Origin of the sequence: Streptomyces sp. NPDC048291 (assembly GCF_043201715.1) — a bacterium.
Classification (GTDB): Bacteria; Actinomycetota; Actinomycetes; order Streptomycetales; family Streptomycetaceae; genus Streptomyces.
The window spans coordinates 244,179-264,306 of the sequence record NZ_JBICZC010000013.1; the positions used below are offsets into that span (position 1 = coordinate 244,179).

Annotated in this window: 18 protein-coding genes; 16 read left to right on the forward strand and 2 right to left on the reverse strand. The window is 70.7% G+C overall.

What is annotated here, in order from left to right:
* Nucleotides 1-50: 50 nt before the first annotated feature.
* Complete coding sequence (gene ftsY, locus ACGF5O_RS33740; RefSeq protein WP_393813674.1) at nt 51-1,253, forward strand: signal recognition particle-docking protein FtsY; 1,203 nt, start codon at nt 51-53, stop codon at nt 1,251-1,253.
* 100 nt (nt 1,254-1,353) lie between these two features.
* On the opposite strand, the gene ACGF5O_RS33745 is transcribed toward ftsY, so the two are convergent.
* A complete protein-coding gene (locus tag ACGF5O_RS33745; protein ID WP_393813675.1) occupies nt 1,354-2,010 on the reverse strand; it encodes a bifunctional DNA primase/polymerase in 657 nt (218 codons plus the stop codon).
* A 457-nt stretch (nt 2,011-2,467) separates the two neighbouring features.
* On the opposite strand from ACGF5O_RS33745, the gene ACGF5O_RS33750 reads away from it, so the two are divergent.
* From ACGF5O_RS33750 to ftsH, 6 genes are all read left to right on the forward strand, one after another.
* On the forward strand, nt 2,468-3,952 hold the full coding sequence (locus ACGF5O_RS33750) for a hypothetical protein (RefSeq protein WP_393813676.1): 1,485 nt from the start codon (nt 2,468-2,470) through the stop codon (nt 3,950-3,952).
* Between the two features lie 405 nt (nt 3,953-4,357).
* Nucleotides 4,358-5,698, forward strand: a complete 1,341-nt coding sequence (locus tag ACGF5O_RS33755) for an ammonium transporter (protein ID WP_393813677.1) — start codon at nt 4,358-4,360, stop codon at nt 5,696-5,698.
* Nucleotides 5,695-6,033, forward strand: a complete 339-nt coding sequence (locus ACGF5O_RS33760) for a P-II family nitrogen regulator (protein ID WP_362583488.1) — start codon at nt 5,695-5,697, stop codon at nt 6,031-6,033. The genes ACGF5O_RS33755 and ACGF5O_RS33760 overlap by 4 nt, the downstream gene beginning before the upstream one ends.
* Before the next feature lie 35 nt (nt 6,034-6,068).
* Nucleotides 6,069-8,525: a [protein-PII] uridylyltransferase gene (locus ACGF5O_RS33765; protein WP_393813678.1), complete on the forward strand. Its 2,457-nt coding sequence runs from the start codon at nt 6,069-6,071 to the stop codon at nt 8,523-8,525.
* A gap of 93 nt (nt 8,526-8,618) precedes the next feature.
* On the forward strand, nt 8,619-10,166 hold the full coding sequence (gene ffh, locus ACGF5O_RS33770; RefSeq protein WP_393813679.1) for a signal recognition particle protein: 1,548 nt from the start codon (nt 8,619-8,621) through the stop codon (nt 10,164-10,166).
* A 49-nt stretch (nt 10,167-10,215) separates the two neighbouring features.
* A complete protein-coding gene (gene ftsH, locus ACGF5O_RS33775) occupies nt 10,216-12,159 on the forward strand; it encodes an ATP-dependent zinc metalloprotease FtsH (RefSeq protein ID WP_393813680.1) in 1,944 nt (647 codons plus the stop codon).
* Nucleotides 12,160-12,296: 137 nt separating this feature from the next.
* Here ftsH and ACGF5O_RS33780 read toward each other — a convergent pair whose 3' ends face one another.
* Nucleotides 12,297-13,157 (reverse strand): SAM-dependent methyltransferase, encoded by an 861-nt coding sequence (locus ACGF5O_RS33780; RefSeq protein WP_393813681.1) that lies wholly within the window; start codon nt 13,155-13,157, stop codon nt 12,297-12,299.
* Nucleotides 13,158-13,744: 587 nt separating this feature from the next.
* On the opposite strand from ACGF5O_RS33780, the gene ACGF5O_RS33785 reads away from it, so the two are divergent.
* The 9 genes from ACGF5O_RS33785 to lepB (ACGF5O_RS33825) all read left to right on the forward strand — a co-directional run bounded on the left by ACGF5O_RS33785 (nt 13,745) and on the right by lepB (ACGF5O_RS33825) (nt 20,045).
* The gene (locus tag ACGF5O_RS33785) at nt 13,745-14,341 is read left to right on the forward strand and encodes a hypothetical protein (protein ID WP_093498845.1); all 597 of its coding nucleotides are present in this window, start codon (nt 13,745-13,747) and stop codon (nt 14,339-14,341) included.
* A gap of 306 nt (nt 14,342-14,647) precedes the next feature.
* On the forward strand, nt 14,648-15,067 hold the full coding sequence (rpsP, locus tag ACGF5O_RS33790; RefSeq protein ID WP_351323544.1) for a 30S ribosomal protein S16: 420 nt from the start codon (nt 14,648-14,650) through the stop codon (nt 15,065-15,067).
* 5 nt (nt 15,068-15,072) lie between these two features.
* Nucleotides 15,073-15,312: an RNA-binding protein gene (locus tag ACGF5O_RS33795; RefSeq protein WP_003973401.1), complete on the forward strand. Its 240-nt coding sequence runs from the start codon at nt 15,073-15,075 to the stop codon at nt 15,310-15,312.
* A 122-nt stretch (nt 15,313-15,434) separates the two neighbouring features.
* The gene (gene rimM / locus ACGF5O_RS33800; protein ID WP_393813682.1) at nt 15,435-15,977 is read left to right on the forward strand and encodes a ribosome maturation factor RimM; all 543 of its coding nucleotides are present in this window, start codon (nt 15,435-15,437) and stop codon (nt 15,975-15,977) included.
* The gene (gene trmD / locus ACGF5O_RS33805; protein ID WP_393813683.1) at nt 15,977-16,810 is read left to right on the forward strand and encodes a tRNA (guanosine(37)-N1)-methyltransferase TrmD; all 834 of its coding nucleotides are present in this window, start codon (nt 15,977-15,979) and stop codon (nt 16,808-16,810) included. The genes rimM and trmD overlap by 1 nt, the downstream gene beginning before the upstream one ends.
* A 136-nt stretch (nt 16,811-16,946) precedes the next feature.
* Nucleotides 16,947-17,297 carry a 50S ribosomal protein L19 gene (rplS, locus tag ACGF5O_RS33810; RefSeq protein ID WP_351932042.1) on the forward strand — a complete coding sequence of 117 codons (351 nt, stop codon included), beginning with the start codon at nt 16,947-16,949 and terminating at the stop codon, nt 17,295-17,297.
* A gap of 46 nt (nt 17,298-17,343) precedes the next feature.
* On the forward strand, nt 17,344-18,051 hold the full coding sequence (lepB, locus tag ACGF5O_RS33815; protein WP_393813684.1) for a signal peptidase I: 708 nt from the start codon (nt 17,344-17,346) through the stop codon (nt 18,049-18,051).
* Nucleotides 18,044-19,186, forward strand: coding sequence for a signal peptidase I (gene lepB / locus ACGF5O_RS33820; RefSeq protein ID WP_393813685.1), 1,143 nt, complete (start codon nt 18,044-18,046; stop codon nt 19,184-19,186). The genes lepB (ACGF5O_RS33815) and lepB (ACGF5O_RS33820) overlap by 8 nt, the downstream gene beginning before the upstream one ends.
* Entirely contained in the window at nt 19,086-20,045 is a 960-nt protein-coding gene (lepB, locus tag ACGF5O_RS33825; protein ID WP_393813686.1) for a signal peptidase I, read from the forward strand. The genes lepB (ACGF5O_RS33820) and lepB (ACGF5O_RS33825) overlap by 101 nt, the downstream gene beginning before the upstream one ends.
* The last annotated feature ends 83 nt before the right edge of the window (nt 20,046-20,128 follow it).

Sequence of the window (20,128 nt, forward strand, 5' to 3'; positions counted from 1 at the left end):
CACTCTGGGAACGACCGGCCGCGCAGGGGGTCACGCATACTGGAGCGGTTATGGAAACCGTCATCCTTGCTGTAGTCATCGCCGTGGTCGTGCTCGGTGCGCTCGGCGGGCTCGTCGTCGGCAGCCGGCGCAAGAAGTCGCTGCCCCCGCCGCCCCCCGCCGCCCCCGACATCACCGCGCCCCCGGCCGAGCCGCACATCGGCGACGAGGCCGAGACGCCGCGCGACGAACCGCGCCGGACGATAGAGGAGGTCGACCTTCCCGACGGCTCGGCTTCCGTCGCCGTCGAAGAGCCCCCCGCGGTCGAAGCGCCCGAGATCGAGATCCCCGAGCCCACCGCCGGCCGGCTGGTCCGGCTGCGCGCCCGGCTCTCCCGCTCGCAGACCGCCCTCGGCAAGGGGCTGCTCACGCTGCTCTCGCGCGAGCACCTCGACGACGAGACCTGGGAGGAGATCGAGGACACCCTGCTCACCGCCGACGTCGGCGTGCAGCCCACCACCGAGCTGGTCGACCGGCTGCGCGAGCGCGTCAAGGTGCTCGGCACCCGGACCCCCGAGGAGCTGCGCGGCCTGCTGCGCGAGGAGCTGCTCAAGCTGGTCGGCACCGACGCCGACCGCGAGGTGAAGACCGAGCCGGCCGACCGCAAGCCGGGCATCGTGATGGTCGTCGGCGTCAACGGCACCGGCAAGACCACCACCACCGGCAAGCTCGCCCGCGTCCTGGTCGCCGACGGCCGTACGGTGGTGCTCGGCGCCGCCGACACCTTCCGGGCCGCCGCCGCCGACCAGTTGCAGACCTGGGGCGAGCGGGTGGGCGCCCACACCGTGCGCGGCCCGGAGGCCGGTGACCCCGCCTCCGTCGCCTTCGACGCGGTGAAGGAGGGCAAGGAGATGGGCGTCGACGTGGTGCTCATCGACACCGCCGGGCGGCTGCACACCAAGACCGGCCTCATGGACGAGCTGGGCAAGGTCAAGCGGGTCGTGGAGAAGCACGCCCCGCTGGACGAGGTGCTGCTCGTCCTCGACGCCACCACCGGCCAGAACGGCCTCGTCCAGGCCCGGGTCTTCGCCGAGGTCGTCGACATCACCGGCATCGTCCTCACCAAGCTGGACGGCACCGCCAAGGGCGGCATCGTGATCGCGGTCCAGCGTGAACTGGGTGTCCCCGTGAAGCTCATCGGCCTCGGTGAGGGCGCGGACGACCTGGCGCCGTTCGAGCCGGAAGCGTTCGTGGATGCCCTTATCGGTGACTGACGGCAGTAAATCCACCGGCCGCCTTCGTGAGAAGCGCCCGATCCCCGAGGTGCAGTCGGGGACGGGCGCTTCGGCGTATGGGCCGCCGGGTCCGCCGCGGTTACGCCCGCGACCGGTGCGCCACGTAGGCCAGCGTCCCCAGGAGCAGCCTCGCCGCGGGCGGCCTCGTCGCCGAGTCCAGGGCCGGCGGGCGCAGCCAGCGCACCGGGCCCAGGCCGCCCCGGTCGGACGGCGGGGCGGTGATGTGCGTACCCGTGCCGAGGCCGCGCAGGTCCAGGGAGGTCGGGTCGTCCCAGCCCATGCGGTAGAGCAGCGCGGGGAGTTCGGCGGTGGCGCCGGGGGCCACCAGGAACTGGGCGCGGCCGTCCGGGGTGGCGGTGACCGGGCCGAGCGGGAGGCCCATCCGCTCCAGGCGGACCAGGGCTCGGCGCCCGGCGGGCTCGGCGACCTCGATCACGTCGAACGCGGAGCCGACCGGCAGCATCACCGCCGCGCCGGGGAACTCGCCCCAGGCCTTGGTGACCTCGTCGAGCGTGGCGCCCGCGGGCACCTGGGGCGCGAAGTCCAGCGGATGCGCTCCCGGCGCGGGACAGTCGGCGTGCCCGCAGGAGCACGCCCCGGCCGCGGCCCGGGCGCCCGGGACCACGTCCCAGCCCCACAGCCCGGTGAACTCGGCGACGGCGGTGCAGTCCGATGAACGACCGCGCCGGCGTGTGCCGGAACGGATCTCGCGAATGCCGCCGATCGTGAAGCCCATACCCCCTCCAACGGGTCCGCCGCGCCGGTGGTTACGACACGGAACGAGACGGAAACGGAACGTGACGCTACGGCTCCGCCTTCCCTCCGGCCCGCAAGGTCACGGCGGCGCCCTGAAGCTCCCCGGGTGGTGCACCTGGGGATGTGCGCCCCCGAGTGCACCGCTCCGCCTACTCCCGGCCGTCCTATGTCAAGTGAATCGCGCCCAGGGCATCGTGAGTTCATTCGAAGGGGTGGCGAATGGTGGCGTTTCCGGGATCGCCGTGGCTGGAGCAGTGATCGTAGGATTACTTTGAGTGCACGAGGCCTGGGGGCACTTGCACTCGTGGGTATGCCGGAGGCAACTCGGCATCCCGTTCGAAGGGTGAGAACTACCGGACGGGCAGCCGTATTTACCGGCATTCTGATAGGGCTTGGCGCATCCGGCATCAAGTGGTCTCAGGGATGGGGGCGTTCCAGTGGGCGGCAACGGCGGAAGCGGGGCGACCGCGACCAGCACCGACAAGCGCCCCAACGAGCTGCTCAACTCGTGGTTCGTGCGCAGCGGCTGGTCGAAGGGCGAGCTGGCGCGGCAGGTGAACCGCAGAGCACGCCAGTTGGGCGCCAACCACATCTCCACGGACACGTCCAGGGTGCGCCGCTGGCTCGACGGGGAGAACCCGCGCGAGCCGATCCCCCGGATCCTCTCCGAGCTGTTCTCCGAGCGGTTCGGCTGTGTCGTCTCGGTCGAGGACCTCGGTCTGCGGGCCGCCCGCCAGTCGCCCTCCGCGACCGGCGTCGACCTGCCCTGGACGGGCCCGCAGACGGTGGCCCTGCTCAGCGAGTTCTCGCGCAGCGACCTCATGCTGGCGCGGCGCGGCTTCCTCGGAACCTCGCTGGTGCTGTCGGCGGGCCCGTCCCTCATCGAACCCATGCAGCGCTGGCTGGTCCCCTCGCCGGGTGGCCCGCAGCAGGCCCCCGAGCCGGCCGCCGACCCCCGCCGCCCGGGCCGCATCTCCAAGCCCGAGCTGGCCCTCCTGGAGTCCACCACGGAGATGTTCCGCCAGTGGGACGCCCAGTGCGGCGGCGGCCTGCGCCGCAAGGCGGTCGTCGGCCAGCTGCACGAGGTCACCGACCTCCTCCAGGAACCCCAGCCCGAGTCCACCGCCCGCAAGCTCTTCAAGGTCGCGGCCGAACTCGCCGAGCTGGCCGGGTGGATGTCGTACGACGTCGGTCTCCAGCCCACCGCCCAGAAGTACTTCGTGCTCGCCCTGCACGCGGCCAAGGAGGCCGGCGACAAGCCGCTCGGCTCGTACGTCCTCTCCAGCATGAGCCGCCAGATGATCCACCTCGGCCGGCCCGACGACGCCCTGGAACTGATCCACCTCGCCCAGTACGGCAGCCGGGACTGCGCGAGCCCGCGCACCCAGTCGATGCTGTATGCGATGGAGGCCCGCGCCTACGCCAACATGGGCCAGCCCGGCAAGTGCAAGAGGGCGGTCCGGATGGCCGAGGACACCTTCGCCGAGGCCGACGAGTGGGACGAGCCGGATCCCGACTGGATCCGCTTCTTCTCCGAGGCCGAGCTCTACGGCGAGAACAGCCACTCCTTCCGCGACCTCGCCTATGTCGCGGGCCGCAGCCCGACCTACGCCTCGCTGGCCGAGCCGCTGATGCGGAAGGCCGTCGAGCTGTTCGCGAAGGACGCCGAGCACCAGCGGTCGTACGCGCTCAACCTCATCGGCATGGCCACCGTGCACCTGCTGCGCGGCGAGCCCGAGCAGAGCACGGTTCTGGCCTCCGAGGCCATGGGCATCGCCAAGAAGGTGCGCTCCGAGCGCGTCAACACTCGTATTCGAAAGACGGTCGACTCGGCCGTCCGTGACCACGGCGACCTGGCCGCGGTCGTCGACCTCACCGAACAGCTCGCCGTCGACCTCCCGGAGACCGCCGAGGCGGTCTGATCCCCGGTACCTCCCAGACCCCGGCCGCGGCCGGCCCTCCCGAACTGTCCGACTCGGCTCCCCCACGCCAGGTCATCGGAGGGCCGACCGCGGCCGGTTCCCCTTTTTGCGCCTAAACCGGCGCCGCTCTCGCGGACGTGGCTGGTCGCCGTAGGGGTCCTCAATTGATGGTTGCGCTTGATCTCGCAATGGTTGCGTCACGATAACGATCGGCGAGCCCGGAATCCGGTAGTTCATCCAGGCGTAACACACGCGGCGCCTTCGTCACTCCGGCGAAACAACGAGGGGCAACGACCGAAACCGCGCTGCGCCAATCTCATGGCGCATAACCGGCCCACCCCCCGCTTGACCGGACCTTTCACGCTCCGACCCGCACGGGGCCGTACAACCGACGAGGAGACGCCGATGGCACCAGCCGCCATCACGCTTGCCGCGGAGGCACCCAAGCTGTCCTCCGCGAACACAGGCTTCATGCTCATCTGCTCCGCCCTGGTGCTGCTCATGACGCCGGGACTCGCCTTCTTCTACGGAGGCATGGTCCGCGTCAAGAGCACCCTGAACATGCTGATGATGAGCTTCGTCAGCATCGGGATCGTCACCATCCTGTGGGTGCTCTACGGCTTCTCCCTGGCCTTCGGCTCCAGCAACGGCTTCATCGGATTCAACTCCGACTGGCTGGGCATGAGCAACGTCGGCCTGACGGAGCTGTGGGACGGCTACACGATCCCGATCTTCGTCTTCATGGTCTTCCAGATGATGTTCGCGGTCATCACCCCGGCCCTGATAAGCGGTGCCATCGCCGACCGCGTCAAGTTCTCGGCCTGGGCGCTCTTCGTCGCCCTGTGGCTGACGGTCGTCTACGTCCCGGTCGCCCACTGGGTCTGGGGCGCCGACGGCTGGGCCTACAAGCTCGGCGTGATCGACTTCGCCGGTGGTACCGCGGTCCACATCAACGCCGGTGCCGGCGCCCTCGGCGTCATCCTGGTGATCGGCAAGCGCGTCGGCTTCAAGAAGGACCCGATGCGCCCGCACAGCCTCCCGCTGGTCATGCTCGGCGCCGGTCTGCTGTGGTTCGGCTGGTTCGGCTTCAACGCCGGCTCCTGGCTCGGCAACGACGACGGCGTCGGCGCGCTGATGTTCGTCAACACGCAGGTCGCCACCGCCGCCGCCATGCTCGCCTGGCTCGCCTACGAGAAGATCCGGCACGGCGCGTTCACCACCCTCGGTGCCGCCTCCGGCGCGGTCGCCGGTCTGGTCGCCATCACCCCGTCAGGTGGTGCGGTCTCCCCGCTCGGCGCGATCGCCGTCGGCGCCATCGCCGGTGTCGCCTGCGCCGCGGCCGTCGGCCTGAAGTTCAAGTTCGGCTACGACGACTCCCTGGACGTCGTCGGCGTCCACATGGTCGGCGGCATCATCGGCTCCCTGCTCATCGGCTTCTTCGCCACCGGCAAGGGCCAGTCCACCGCGACCGGCGTCTTCTACGGCGACCACTCCTTCACCCAGCTGTGGAAGCAGTTCGCCGGTGTCGGCGCGGTCCTCGCCTACTCCCTGGTCGCCTCCGCGGTCCTCGCCTTCCTCCTCGACAAGACCATCGGTATGCGGGTCACCGAGGACGAGGAGGTCTCCGGCATCGACCAGGCCGAGCACGCCGAGACTGCATACGACTTCAGCGGTACGGGCGGCGGTGTCATCGGCGCGGTCTCCGCCTCGGCCCTGGCCGGTTCGAGCAAGAAGGTGGACGCATGAAGCTCATCACCGCCGTCGTGAAGCCCCACCGGCTCGACGAGATCAAGGAGGCCCTCCAGGCCTTCGGCGTCCACGGTCTCACGGTCACCGAGGCCAGCGGCTACGGTCGGCAGCGCGGCCACACCGAGGTCTACCGTGGTGCGGAGTACACGGTCGACCTGGTGCCCAAGATCCGTATCGAGGTGCTGGCCGAGGACGAGGACACCGAGCAGCTGATCGACGTCATCGTCAAGGCCGCCCGCACCGGCAAGATCGGTGACGGCAAGGTCTGGTCGCTCCCGGTCGAGACCGCCGTACGGGTCCGCACCGGCGAGCGCGGACCGGACGCACTGTAGAACAGAACCATCTGAATACAGGCAGGAGTCGCTGGGTGACGGGTACGGAAGTTCGGAACGACGCGGAGAACACGGGACCCAGCGGCTACGCGGCGGCCCGGCTGCGCCTCCTCACCGAGGGGGCGCGGTCCGGGCCGCCGCGCCGTACCGCCCTCGCCGAGCTGACCGACGAATGGCTGACCGGGCTGTTCGCGGCGGCCACCGAGGGCATCAGGGGCGGCGTCTCCCTGGTCGCCGTCGGCGGCTACGGCCGCGCCGAACTCTCCCCGCGCAGCGACCTCGACCTCCTGCTGCTGCACGACGGCGCCGACTCCGGTGCGGTCGCCGCCGTCGCCGACCGGCTCTGGTACCCCGTCTGGGACCTGGGCCTGGCCCTCGACCACTCCGTGCGCACCCCCGCCGAGGCCCGCAAGACCGCGGGCGAGGACCTCAAGGTCCAGCTCGGCCTCCTCGACGCCCGCCACATCGCCGGCGACCTCGGCCTCACCTCCGGACTGCGCACCGCGATCCTCGCCGACTGGCGCAACCAGGCGCCCAAACGCCTCCCCGAACTCCAGGAGCTCTGCGCCGAGCGCGCCGAACGCCAGGGCGAGCTCCAGTACCTCCTGGAACCCGACCTCAAGGAGGCCCGCGGCGGCCTCCGCGACGCCACCGCGCTGCGCGCCGTCGCCGCCTCCTGGCTGGCCGACGCCCCGCGCGAGGGCCTCGCCGACGCCCGCAGGCGCCTCCTGGACGTCCGCGACGCCCTGCACCTGACCACGGGCCGGGCCACCGACCGCCTCGCGCTCCAGGAGCAGGACCAGGTCGCCGCCGAACTGGACCTCCTCGACGCCGACACCCTGCTGCGCCAGGTCTACGAGTCCGCCCGCGTCATCTCCTACGCCAGCGACGTCACCTGGCGCGAAGTGGGGCGCGTACTGCGTTCACGCGCCGTCCGCCCGCGCCTGCGCGCCATGCTGGGCGGCGGCAAGCCGGTCACCGAGCGCTCCCCGCTCGCCGAGGGCGTCGTGGAGCAGGACGGCGAGGTGGTGCTCGCCCGCGCCGCACGCCCCGAACGCGACCCCGTGCTCCCGCTGCGCGCCGCGGCCGCCGCCGCCCAGGCCGGCCTCCCGCTCTCCCTGCACGCCGTACGGCGCATGGCCGCCACCGCACGCCCCCTGCCCACGCCCTGGCCCGCCGAGGCCCGCGAGCAGTTGGTCACCCTGCTCGGCTCCGGCCGTCCCACCGTCGAGGTCTGGGAGGCGCTGGAGGCCGAGGGCCTGATCACCCGCCTGCTGCCCGACTGGGAGCGGGTCCGCTGCCGACCCCAGCGCAACGCCGTGCACGTCTGGACCGTCGACCGCCACCTCATCGAGACCGCCGTCCGCGCCTCCGAGTTCACCCGCCGCGTCCACCGCCCCGACCTGCTGCTGGTCGCCGCCCTGCTGCACGACATCGGCAAGGGCTGGCCAGGCGACCACTCGGTGGCCGGCGAGATCATCGTCAAGGACGTGGCGGCCCGGATCGGCTTCGACCGCGCCGACGTGGCGGTCCTGTCCACCCTGGTCCGCCACCACCTGCTGCTCATCGAGACCGCCACCCGGCGCGACCTGGACGACCCGGCCACGGTCCGCCTGGTCGCCGACGCGGTCGGCACCCAGGGCACCCTGGAGCTGCTGCACGCCCTCACCGAGGCCGACGCGCTGGCCACCGGACCGGCGGCCTGGTCCTCCTGGCGCGGCTCGCTCGTCACCGACCTGGTGAAGCGGGTCTCCGCGGTCCTCGCCGGGGACGGCACCGACGAGCCCGAGCCGGGCGCGCCCACGGCCGAGCAGGAGCGGCTGTCCATCGAGGCCTTCCGCACCGGCGCCCCGGTCCTCGCCCTGCGCGCCCAGACCGAGCCGGCCGCCACCGACGACGAGCCCGCCGGCGAACCCGAACCGCTCGGCGTCGAGCTGCTCATCGCCGTACCCGACCAGCCGGGCGTGCTCCCGGCCGTCTCCGGTGTGCTCGCCGTGCACCGCCTGACCGTCCGCACCGCCGAGCTGCGCTCCCTGCAACTCCCCAACGACGTCGACGACGGCACGGTCCTGCTGCTCGACTGGCGGGTCGCGGCCGAGTACGGCTCCCTGCCGCAGGCCGCCCGGCTCCGCGCCGACCTGGTCCGCGCCCTGGACGGCTCCCTGGACATTGCAGGCCGCCTCGCCGAGCGGGACGCGGCCTACCCGCGGCGCCGCGGCTGGGTGGCCCCGCCGCCGCGCGTGACGGTGGCCTCCGCGGCCTCCCGGCACGCCACCGTCTTCGAGGTACGGGCCCAGGACGCCCCGGGCCTGCTGTTCCGGATCGGACGGGCGCTGGAGGACGCCGAGGTACGGGTGCGCAGCGCGCACGTCAGCACGCTCGGCTCCAACGCCGTCGACGCCTTCTACGTCACCGGCACCGACGACGCGCCGCTGCCCGCGGAGGAGGCGGCCTCCGTGGCGCGCAAGCTGGAGGAGACCCTGAGGGGCTGATCGCACGGCTGTGCAAGGCGGGGACCACTTCCTTGCGCGGCCGGATACCCTGGAAGACGCTCACTGCCCCCGACTCCGAGGACCGACGCCGCCGTGTTCGACACTCTCTCCGATCGCCTTTCAGCGACCTTCAAGAATCTGCGCGGCAAAGGGCGTCTGAGCGAAGCGGACATCGACGCCACGGCCCGGGAGATCCGCATCGCGCTTCTCGAAGCCGACGTGGCCCTCCCGGTCGTCCGCACGTTCATCAAGAACGTCAAGGAGCGCTCGCTCGGCGCCGAGGTCTCCAAGGCGCTCAACCCGGCCCAGCAGGTCCTGAAGATCGTCAACGACGAGCTGGTCACGATCCTCGGCGGCGAGACCCGGCGGCTGCGGTTCGCCAAGCAGCCGCCCACCGTGATCATGCTGGCCGGTCTCCAGGGTGCCGGTAAGACCACCCTCGCAGGCAAGCTCGCCCACTGGCTCAAGGAGCAGGGCCACTCCCCGCTGCTCGTCGCCGCCGACCTCCAGCGCCCCAACGCCGTCAACCAGCTCAGCGTGGTCGCCGAGCGCGCCGGTGCCGCGGTCTACGCGCCCGAGCCGGGCAACGGCGTCGGCGACCCGGTCAAGGTCGCCAGGGACTCCATCGAGTTCGCGAAGTCCAAGGTCCACGACATCGTGATCGTGGACACCGCCGGCCGGCTCGGTATCGACCAGGAGCTGATGCAGCAGGCGGCCGACATCCGGGACGCCGTCTCGCCCGACGAGATCCTCTTCGTCGTCGACGCCATGATCGGCCAGGACGCCGTCACCACCGCCGAGGCCTTCCGTGACGGCGTCGGCTTCGACGGTGTGGTCCTCTCCAAGCTCGACGGTGACGCCCGCGGTGGTGCCGCGCTCTCCATCCGCCAGGTCACCGGCAAGCCGATCATGTTCGCGTCGAACGGCGAGAAGCTCGACGACTTCGACGCGTTCCACCCTGACCGGATGGCCTCCCGCATCCTCGACATGGGTGACCTGCTCACCCTGATCGAGCAGGCGGAGAAGACGTTCAGCCAGGAAGAGGCCCAGAAGATGGCCTCCAAGCTGGCGTCCAAGAAGGGCCAGGACTTCACCCTGGACGACTTCCTGGCCCAGATGGAACAGGTCAGGAAGATGGGCTCCATCTCGAAGCTCCTCGGGATGCTGCCCGGCATGGGCCAGATCAAGGACCAGATCAACAACCTGGACGAGCGGGACGTCGACCGCACCGCCGCGATCATCAAGTCGATGACCCCGGGCGAGCGCCAGGACCCGACGATCATCAACGGCTCCCGCCGCGCCCGTATCGCCAAGGGTTCCGGTGTCGAGGTCAGCGCGGTCAAGGGGCTCGTCGAGCGGTTCTTCGAGGCCCGCAAGATGATGTCCCGCATGGCGCAGGGCGGCGGGATGCCGGGCATGCCGGGGATGCCGGGCATGGGCGGTGGCCCCGGCCGTACCAAGAAGCAGCCGAAGCAGGCCAAGGGCAAGCAGCGCTCCGGCAACCCCATGAAGCGCAAGCAGCAGGAGCTGGAGGAGGCCCAGCGCCGCGAGGCCGCGGCCCAGGGCGGCGCCTTCGGCCTGCCGCAGCAGGACGCTCAGGACTTCGAGCTGCCGGACGAGTTCAAGAAGTTCATGGGCTGAGTTCACCTGTGCGGGTGCCAGGGGTTGGTCCGTGTCGTACGGTCCGCATATGACCAACCCCGCGCCGCCGCGCAAGTCACCCGACCAGCCCTGGCGTACCGAGGGGGCTCCCGAGGAGCCCCCGAAGCCGCCGAACGGCGGGCGTCGGATGCACGGCGGCTGGTGGCGGCTGATCGTGACCGCGCTGGTCGTGTACCTGCTGGCCAACCTGGTGCTGTCCTACTTCGACGAGGCGAACGAGCCGACCGTCTCGTACACCGAGTTCAGCAAGCAGGTGGACGCGGGCAACGTCGAGAAGATCTACGCCAAGGGCGACTCGATCCAGGGGCAGCTGAAGAAGAAGCAGAAGAACCCCGAGGGCGGCGGCGACTACACCAAGTTCAACACCGAGCGCCCGTCCTTCGCCGGGGACGACCTCTGGACCAGCCTGACCAAGCACAACGTGACGGTCACCGCCGAGCCGGTCGTCCAGCACCGCAGCTTTCTCGCCAATCTGCTGATCTCACTGGCGCCGATCATCATCCTGGTCGCGGTGTGGGTCTTCATCGCCCGCCGGATGAGCGCCGGGCTCGGCGGCGCGGGCGGCATGCTGGGCCGCAAGGCGCCGCCCAAGCCGGTCGAACTGGAGCCCGGACAGCAGCGGACCACCTTCGAGGACGTGGCCGGCATCGACGAGGTAGAGGGCGAGCTCAACGACGTCGTCGACTTCCTCAAGAACCCCGACGCCTACCGGAAGATGGGCGCCAAGATGCCGAGGGGCGTGCTCCTCGCCGGCCCGCCCGGCACCGGCAAGACGCTGCTCGCCCGGGCCGTCGCCGGCGAGGCGGGGGTGCCGTTCTTCTCGGCCTCCGCCTCCGAGTTCATCGAGATGATCGTGGGCGTCGGTGCGTCCCGGGTGCGCGAACTGTTCGCCGAGGCCCGCAAGGTCGCCCCCTCCATCATCTTCATCGACGAGATCGACACCATCGGCCGGGCCCGCGGCGGCGGTGCCTCGATGGGCGGTCACGACGAGCGCGAGCAGACCCTGAACCAGATCCTCACCGAGATGGACGGCTTCTCCGGTTCGGAGGGCGTCATCGTCATCGCGGCCACCAACCGTGCCGACATCCTCGACCCGGCGCTCACCAGGCCCGGCCGCTTCGACCGGGTCGTCCAGGTCTCACCGCCCGACCGCACAGGGCGCGAGGCCATCCTGGAGATCCACACCCGCCAGATCCCGCTCGCCCCGGACGTCGACCTGGCCCAGGTCGCCCGTACGACCCCGGGCATGACCGGCGCCGAACTGGCCAACCTCGCCAACGAGGCCGCCCTCCTCGCCGTCAAGCGCAAGCAGGACCAGGTCACCCGGTCCGACCTCTCGGAGGCACTGGAGAAGGTCCAACTGGGCGCCGAACGGCCGCTGGTGATGCCCGAGGAGGAGCGCAGGCGCACCGCCTACCACGAGAGCGGGCACGCCCTGCTCGGCATGCTCCAGCCGGGCGCCGACCCGGTCCGCAAGATCACCATCGTGCCGCGCGGCCGCGCCCTCGGCGTCACGCTCTCCACGCCGGACGCCGACAAGTACGCGTACACCGAGGAGTACCTGCGCGGCCGGATCATCGGCGCCCTCGGCGGCATGGCGGCCGAGCAGGTCGTCTACGGCGTGATCACCACCGGTTCGGAGAGCGACCTGGAGCAGGTCACCAACATCGCCCGCGGAATGGTCTCCCGTTGGGGCATGAGCGAGGAGGTCGGCCGCCTCTCCGCCCTCCCGAGCGACGCCCAGCAGGCCTACGGCCTCGCCGCCGCACCCCAGACCCTCGACGCCATCGACACCGAGATGCGCCGCATCGTCGACGAGTGCTACGAAGAGGCCCGCCGCAAACTCGTCGACCACCGCGACCAACTGGACGCCCTGGCCCAGGCCCTCCTGGAGAACGAGACCCTGGAAGAGGCGGACGCCTACCGCATCGCAGGAATCACCCGCCTGACCAAGGACCTGGACGAGTCCTGAGCGCCCCGCATCCGAGCGCCTCGCATCCGAGCGCCCCGCATCCGAGCGCCCTCGCCTGAGCGCCCCAAAGGGGCGCGGGGAACTGCGCGACCAGCCCCCACGGCGCCGCACCCGGACACGGCGGCCGAGACCCAGCGTCAGCGAACCCGCGCAATCAGGTACCGGAACACATTCGGCATCCACACCGTGCCGTCCGCCCGCCGATGCGGATGCAGCGCCTCGGCCAGCTCCTTGCCGACCTGCTCCTCGTCGGTCGCCAAGATCCCCGCATCGAACAGCCCGGTGGACAACAGCCCCCGCACCGCACTGTCCACGTCGGCGTACCCGAACGGGCAGGAGACCCGCCCGGACCCGTCGATCCCCAGACCGGCCCGCTGGGCGACCTCCTCCAGATCGTCCCGGCGCGCCGGGCGCCAACTCCCCGCGCTCCGCAAAGGATCGGCCAATCTCGCCGCCACCCGCAGCACGGACGAGGTCGCGCAGCGCTCCGGCGGACCCCAGCCGGCCAGCACCACGGCGGCCCCGCGCTCCGCCAGGGGAGTCGCCTCGGCCAGCAGCTCACCGAGCCGTCCGGCGTCGCCGGCCCGGCAGCCGATCGGGTCGAAGGCGGTGATCAGGTTGTACGCCGGTGCCTGCGCGTCCGCCGCGTCCCGGGGCGTGCCCTCGACGATCCGGGCGGCACGGCCACGCGCGCGTGCACCAGGGGCCGGGTCGGGCAGCAGGCGCTCACGGGCGAGGGCGAGCCGTTCGGGGGAGGAGTCGACTCCGGTGACCGCAGCCCCTCTGGTCGCCGCCATCAGCAGGGCGAGACCGGAACCGCAGCGCAGGCCGAGCAGCCGGGTGGCCGGGCCCACTTCGAGTCGCTCGTGGACGGTCTCGTAGAGCGGTACCAGCATCCGCTCCTGGATCTCGGACCAGTCACGCGCGCGTGCGCCCAGGTTCACACGGGGTGGTGAGCCCGCGTGAGAAAGGTGGTGCCGCACGAGCGTAGGTGTCATAGGTAAGCGCCCCAATCCGCAGAGAGATACGCACTGACCGATTCCGTGGCCCCCGTGCCGTGCGCTCGCACTTCCCACCTATGCCACATAACTCCGGGCTCGCGATGGCGTCCAGAGGTCTCGGGTCCCCGCTTGTGCATGGACTATGACTGTGGCGAGATTTCACATCCCGGCAACTTGGGGCCCTACCATCGGACCCACGACACGGCGGTTCTGGCCATGGTCGGCCGGGACGGTGACGGTACGGAGTCCGGTCGTCCGGGGACGGGCCGGTGCCGGATGACGACGGGCCGCGGGTAACGTCGGGGCCGCCGCGGACGCTGAGCGTGGTGGGACCCCGGCCACGAGAGCGACCGAAACGCCTCTTGCGCATCCGCCGACCTCCGTTGCCCAGGCGTCCGGACCAGGGGTACGTGGTGGGTCGTACGTCAGACTACGCACCGGCTTGGTACGAGCTGTGAGGCTTCTCCGCAGATCAGCGCACCCGTGGTCGTCTCCGCGCATCAGCGGCAACTGACGGGTACGTGCAAATTATTTGGGATGCCCCGGAATAGGAACACAGGGGCCCTCCCGCTCGTTCTCATTACGTGAGCACGACACAGACACCACCTGTTCTCGCCGCAGAGCTGGCAGAGGCGTGGGCCGACATTCAGCGGTACCACCCCGAGCTGCCGGACCTTGCCGCGCCAGAGTCCCTGATCGGGGAGTCGTCGTCCGCGTGCGGTCACGAGCTCTCCTTCGAACGGCTGCTCCATGAGGCAGTCCACGGCATCGCCGCGTCCCGGGGAGTCCGCGACACCTCCCGGGCCGGCCGCTACCACAACCGCCGATTCCTCGCGATCGCCGAGGAGCTGGGCCTGGACCACCCCGACGAGCCGCATCCCAGCAGCGGCTTCTCGCTGGTCACGCTCAACCCCGAGGCGAAGCGACGCTACCGCCCGACCATCGAGAGACTGCAGCGCGCTCTCAAGGCGCACACGGTGGCCACGTCCGCCGACACCTCCCGCACCTTCCGCGGACCGGCCGCCCGGCACGGCTCCTCCGGTGGTGGCGTCCGCGTCAAGGCGGTATGCGACTGCGGTCGCAACGTCCGGGTGGTCCCGTCGGTCCTGGCGCAGGCCCCCATCGTCTGCGGCGGCTGCGGCAAGCCGTTCCGGATCCCGGAGGTCGTGGGAGCGGCATAGGCCACGGCTGCTCGTGGCAGCCGCAGCCATTGCCCGCCCCACACCCTCCGGCCCGACGGCGCCGGTCAGCGCACCCGACGTGACCTCACCTCCACGCCGGGTGCCTCTCCGGCATGCCTGCACGCTTCCGCCCGACCGTCGGCCGGAGTGACCCGCAGGGTGTGGCACAATGGCTAGCTGTACTCGACAGCCGCACAGGACCCCTCTCTCCTCCGGCTGACGCGTCCATCGGGCACTCGGGTACCGCAACCCCACGCGGCAGCCTCGCCGTGCCCAACCACGTCAAATCCAGGAGAACCCACTCCCGTGGCAGTCAAGATCAAGCTGAAGCGTCTGGGCAAGATCCGTTCGCCTCACTACCGCATCGTCGTCGCCGACTCCCGCACCCGCCGTGACGGCCGTGCGATCGAGGAGATCGGCAAGTACCACCCGACCTACAACCCGTCGGTCATGGAGGTCGACGCCGACCGCGTCGCCTACTGGCTCGGCGTCGGCGCCCAGCCGACCGAGCCCGTGCTCGCCATCCTGAAGAAGACCGGCGACTGGCAGAAGTTCAAGGGCGAGCCCGCCCCGGCTCCGCTGCTCGTGGCCGCTCCGAAGGCCACGCGTCCGACGTTCGAGGCGCTCGGCGGTGACGACGAGGGCAAGGGTGAGGCGATCACCCAGAAGAAGAAGGCTGAGAAGAAGGACGAGGCCGCTGCCGAGTCCGAGTCGACCGAGGCCTGAGCAGCATGCTCGAAGAGGCGCTTGAGCACCTCGTGAAGGGCATCGTCGACAACCCCGACGATGTGCAGGTCGCCTCGCGCAACCTGCGCCGCGGGCGCGTGCTGGAGGTCCGGGTGCACCCCGACGACCTCGGCAAGGTGATCGGCCGCAACGGCCGCACCGCGCGTGCCCTGCGTACCGTCGTGGGCGCCATCGGCGGTCGCGGAGTCCGTGTCGACCTCGTCGACGTGGACCACGTCCGCTGACGCTTCATCGCAACCGGCTCGGGCCGGGGAGGGCCGTAACCGGCTGTCCCCGGCCCGTAGTCGTATGAGCAGGCCGCGCAGCATGAGCAGGCCGAGCAGGAGATGACAGGAGAACTGGCACAGTGCAGCTCGTAGTCGCACGGATCGGCCGCGCCCACGGCATCAAGGGCGAGGTCACCGTGGAAGTACGTACCGACGAACCGGAGCTCCGGCTCGGGCCCGGCGCCGTACTCGCCACCGATCCCGCCGGCGTGGGACCGCTCACCATCGAGACGGGCCGCGTGCACAGCGGCCGCCTGCTCCTGCGCTTCGAGGGCGTCAAGGACCGCACCGGCGCCGAGGCCCTGCGCAACACCCTCCTGATCGCCGAGATCGACCCGGAGGAGCTGCCCGAGGGCGAGGACGAGTACTACGACCACCAGCTCATGGACCTGGACGTGGTCACCGTCGACGGCACCGAGGTCGGCCGGATCACCGAGATCTCGCACCTGCCTTCCCAGGACCTCTTCATCGTCGAGCGGCCCGACGGCAGCGAGGTGATGATCCCCTTCGTCGAGGAGATCGTCGTCGAGATCGACCTGGAGGAGCAGAAGGCAGTCATCTCCCCGCCGCCCGGTTTGATCGACGACCAGGCCGAGATCGCCTCCTCCCGGGACGAGTCGTAATGCGCCTCGACGTCGTCACGATCTTTCCCGAGTACCTCGAACCGCTGAACGTCTCGCTGGTCGGCAAGGCACGCGCGCGTGGGCAGCTCGACGTCCATGTGCACGACCTGCGCGGGTGGACCTACGACCGGCACAACACCGTGGACGACACCCCGTACGGCGGCGGCCCCGGCATGGTCATGAAGACCGAGCCCTGGGGCGACGCCCTCGACACCGTCCTCGCCGACGGCTACGAGACCGGCTCGCACGCCCCCGCGCTGATCGTCCCCACCCCGAGCGGCCGTCCCTTCACCCAGGAACTCGCCGTCGAACTCTGCGAGCGCCCCTGGCTGATCTTCACACCGGCCCGCTACGAGGGCATCGACCGGCGGGTCATGGACGAGTACGCCACCCGGATGCCCGTCTACGAGGTCTCCATCGGCGACTACGTGCTCGCCGGCGGCGAGGCGGCCGTACTGGTGATCACGGAGGCCGTGGCCCGGCTGCTGCCCGGGGTCCTCGGGAACGCCGAGTCGCACCGCGACGACTCCTTCGCGCCCGGCGCCATGGCGAACCTCCTGGAAGGCCCCGTCTACACCAAGCCGCCCGTCTGGCGCGGCCAGGACATCCCCGACGTGCTGCTCAGCGGCCACCACGGCAAGATCGCCCGCTGGCGCCGCGACGAGGCCCTGAAGCGGACCACCGCCCACCGGCCCGACCTGATCGAGCGCTGCGACCCCAAGGCCTTCGACAAGAAGGACCGCGAGATGCTCTCCATCCTGGGCTGGGCCCCGGACCCGGAGGGCGAACCCCACGGCCGATTTTGGCGCAGGCCACAGGGCGTGGAAGAATAGGCCGCTGTTGTGCGTCCGTCCGGCGTGCGCCCCTGCCACAGGGGGACACGACGCCCGCCCCGATCCGCACGGCAGACCCCATGGAACACCTAGTTTCCGTTGATGACCTGTGGCATCAGCGAGGAAAGCAGACGAAATGTCTCACCTGCTCGACACCGTCGACTCCGCGTCGCTGCGCAGCGACGTCCCGGCCTTCCGCCCGGGTGACACCGTCAACGTCCACGTCCGCGTCATCGAGGGCAACCGCTCCCGTGTGCAGCAGTTCAAGGGCGTTGTGATCCGCCGCCAGGGCAGCGGTGTCCGCGAGACCTTCACGGTCCGCAAGGTCTCCTTCTCCGTCGGCGTCGAGCGCACCTTCCCGGTGCACACCCCGATCGTCGAGAAGATCGAGCTCGTCACCCGCGGTGACGTGCGTCGCGCGAAGCTCTACTACCTGCGCGAGCTGCGCGGCAAGGCCGCGAAGATCAAGGAGAAGCGCGACAACTGATCTCGCGAACGGAGTTCTTATCGGGGCCGGATAGCATCTGGCCCCGATGGACACCGAAGCACAGCACACGGAGCGCGACCGCTCCTCCCGCCCCGAACCAGAGGCCGCGGAGGACCGGTCGCGTTTCGCGTTGGTGGCGCGGGCCGCCGAGCGGGTCACCGACTGGCTGCCGGGCGGCTGGATCACCCTCACCCTCTTCGCCTGCCTGGCGTTTTTGCTCGTCCTCAACACTTTCGTGGCGCAACCATTCCAGATTCCCAGCGGATCCATGGAACAGGGATTGAGGATCGGGGACCGCGTTCTCGTAAATAAGTTGGCGTACCGTTTCGGTGCCGGGCCGCGCCGGGGAGATGTCGTGGTGTTCGACGGCTCCGGGTACTTCGGGGACGCCGACTACATCAAACGCGTCGTCGGTGTGGGAGGAGACCACGTGGTCTGCTGCGACAAGAAGGGGAGGATCGAAGTGAACGGCCGGCCGGTCGACGAGACCTCGTTCCTCTATCCCGGGGACACGCCCTCCACCGTGCCCTTCAACGTCGACGTCCCCGACGGCACGCTCTTCGTCCTCGGCGACCACCGCAGCGACTCCAGCGACTCCCGCGACCACCTCGGCTCGCCCGGCGGCGGCATGATCCCCGTCGGCAGGGTCGTCGGCCGGGCCGACTGGATCGTCTGGCCGTACGCCCACTGGACCCGTCTCACCCGTCCCGCCGCCTACGCGCGCGTGCCGGCCGCCGGGGCGTCCCATGGGTAACCGGGGCCGGCCGCGCGGCCTGCCGACCGACGCCGCCGCCAACCTGCTGCCCACCGGCGCCCGGCGCACCTCCGGCCCGTCCGGCGGCCGGTCCCGCGCGGAGCGGCGCAAGCTGCAGCGCAAGGTCAAGCGCAAGCGCCGGCGCGGTGCGGTGCGGGAGATACCGCTGCTGGTCGGCGTGGCCGTCCTGATAGCCCTCGTACTGAAGACGTTCCTCGTCCAGGCCTTCGTGATCCCGTCCGGCTCCATGGAGCAGACGATCCGGATCGGCGACCGCGTCCTGGTGGACAAGTTCACCCCCTGGTTCGGGTGGCAGCCGCACCGCGGGGACGTCGTCGTCTTCCACGACCCGGGCGGCTGGCTGGCCGACGAGCAGACCACCAAGGCGAACGACCCCGTCGGGGTCAAGCAGGTCAAGGAGGGGCTCACCTTCATCGGCCTGTTGCCCTCCGCCAACGAGAAGGACCTCATCAAGCGGGTCATCGGCGTCGGCGGCGACCACGTCAAGTGCTGTGACACACAGGGCCGGGTGACCGTCAACGGCGTACCACTGACCGAGGGTGACTACCTGTATCCCGGGAACGTCCCCTCCGCCCAGCCGTTCGACATCACCGTGCCGAAGGGGCGGCTGTGGGTGATGGGCGACCACCGCGGCAACTCCGCCGACTCCCGCGCCCACCAGGACACCGACTACGGCGGCACGGTGGCCGTGACCTCGGTGGTGGGCCGCGCCATGATGATCGGATGGCCCGTCGGCCACTGGACCAGGCTCAACGAACCTAAAACCTTCGCAAGCGTTTCTGACTCCGGGTCGGGGTCGACCGCGGCCCCCCAGCTGTCGCATAGGGTTGCCTCCGACGATCCGAACGGATACATCCAACTCCCGACCCCTGCGGAACTCCCGCTCGTTATGGGAGTGGTGGGCCTGCGCCGGGTATGGCGCAGGCGGCGGCACGGAGTAAGGAGTTGGCGTGGGGGATGTGGCGGTTGGCGCACGGTCGGGACACGACGGCGAGGAGCACAGCGGGCGCCCCGTGGAGAATGTCCCCCCCGCAGACGGCGCCTCGACCTCCGGGAACGGCACCGGGCCTGGCGGGGACGGCACCCCGGCAGACGGTCCGTACTCCGGCGGTGACGGCGGGGGCACGGACGGGGACCCGGGTGAGTCGGCGGCGCCCGCACCGAAGAAACCACGCTCCTTCTGGAAGGAGCTGCCGATCCTGGTCGTCATCGCCCTGGTGCTGGCGCTGCTGATCAAGACGTTCCTGGTGCAGGCGTTCTCCATCCCGTCGGACTCGATGCAGAACACCCTCCAGCAGGGTGACCGCGTCCTGGTCGACAAGCTCACCCCGTGGTTCGGGTCCAAGCCGGAGCGCGGCGAGGTCGTCGTCTTCCACGACCCGGACGACTGGCTGGCGGGCGAGCCCACCGCCCAGCCGAACGCGATCCAGACCTTCCTCAGCTGGATCGGCCTGATGCCGTCCGCCGAGGAGCGGGACCTGATCAAGCGGGTCGTCGGCGTCGGCGGCGACACCGTCTCCTGCAAGGGCAGCGGCCCGCTCATGGTCAACGGCCATGCGCTGAACGAGCCCTATGTGTACCCGGGCAACACCCCGTGCAGCGTCGACGACCAGGGCGGCCAGTTCACGGTGCACGTACCCAAGGGGTACATCTGGGTGATGGGCGACCACCGGCAGAACTCCCGGGACTCGCGCTACAACCAGTCCGACAAGCACCACGGCATGGTCCCGGTGAAGGAGGTCGTCGGCCGCGCCATCGTCAAGGCCTGGCCGATCAACCGCTGGGGCACGCTGCCGGTCCCGGACACCTTCGACCAGAGCGGCATCAACACGCAGTCGTCCGCCGCGGCCTCCCTCACGGTGGCGCCGCAGGGCGTGGCCGTCGCCGCGGTCCTCCCGATCGCGGTGTGGCGCCGCCGGGGCGACCGCATCGAGCGGAAGTTCGACAAGCGCGTGGCCGCGGGCAAGCGCTGACCCGTTCCCGCATGCCCGTGCCGACCCACCCGTGTGAAGCCCTTGGGGAGCTTGTGACCAGGGGCGCCGAAGAAGGGCTGCCC

Coding starts and splice junctions, on each gene's coding strand:
- ftsY (WP_393813674.1), top strand. CDS start 51: ATGGAAACCGTCATCCTTGCTGTAGTCATCGCCGTGGTCGTGCTCGGT.
- ACGF5O_RS33745 (WP_393813675.1), bottom strand. CDS start 2,010: ATGGGCTTCACGATCGGCGGCATTCGCGAGATCCGTTCCGGCACACGC.
- ACGF5O_RS33755 (WP_393813677.1), top strand. CDS start 4,358: ATGGCACCAGCCGCCATCACGCTTGCCGCGGAGGCACCCAAGCTGTCC.
- ACGF5O_RS33760 (WP_362583488.1), top strand. CDS start 5,695: ATGAAGCTCATCACCGCCGTCGTGAAGCCCCACCGGCTCGACGAGATC.
- ftsH (WP_393813680.1), top strand. CDS start 10,216: ATGACCAACCCCGCGCCGCCGCGCAAGTCACCCGACCAGCCCTGGCGT.
- ACGF5O_RS33780 (WP_393813681.1), bottom strand. CDS start 13,157: ATGACACCTACGCTCGTGCGGCACCACCTTTCTCACGCGGGCTCACCA.
- ACGF5O_RS33795 (WP_003973401.1), top strand. CDS start 15,073: ATGCTCGAAGAGGCGCTTGAGCACCTCGTGAAGGGCATCGTCGACAAC.
- trmD (WP_393813683.1), top strand. CDS start 15,977: ATGCGCCTCGACGTCGTCACGATCTTTCCCGAGTACCTCGAACCGCTG.
- rplS (WP_351932042.1), top strand. CDS start 16,947: ATGTCTCACCTGCTCGACACCGTCGACTCCGCGTCGCTGCGCAGCGAC.
- lepB (WP_393813684.1), top strand. CDS start 17,344: ATGGACACCGAAGCACAGCACACGGAGCGCGACCGCTCCTCCCGCCCC.
- lepB (WP_393813685.1), top strand. CDS start 18,044: ATGGGTAACCGGGGCCGGCCGCGCGGCCTGCCGACCGACGCCGCCGCC.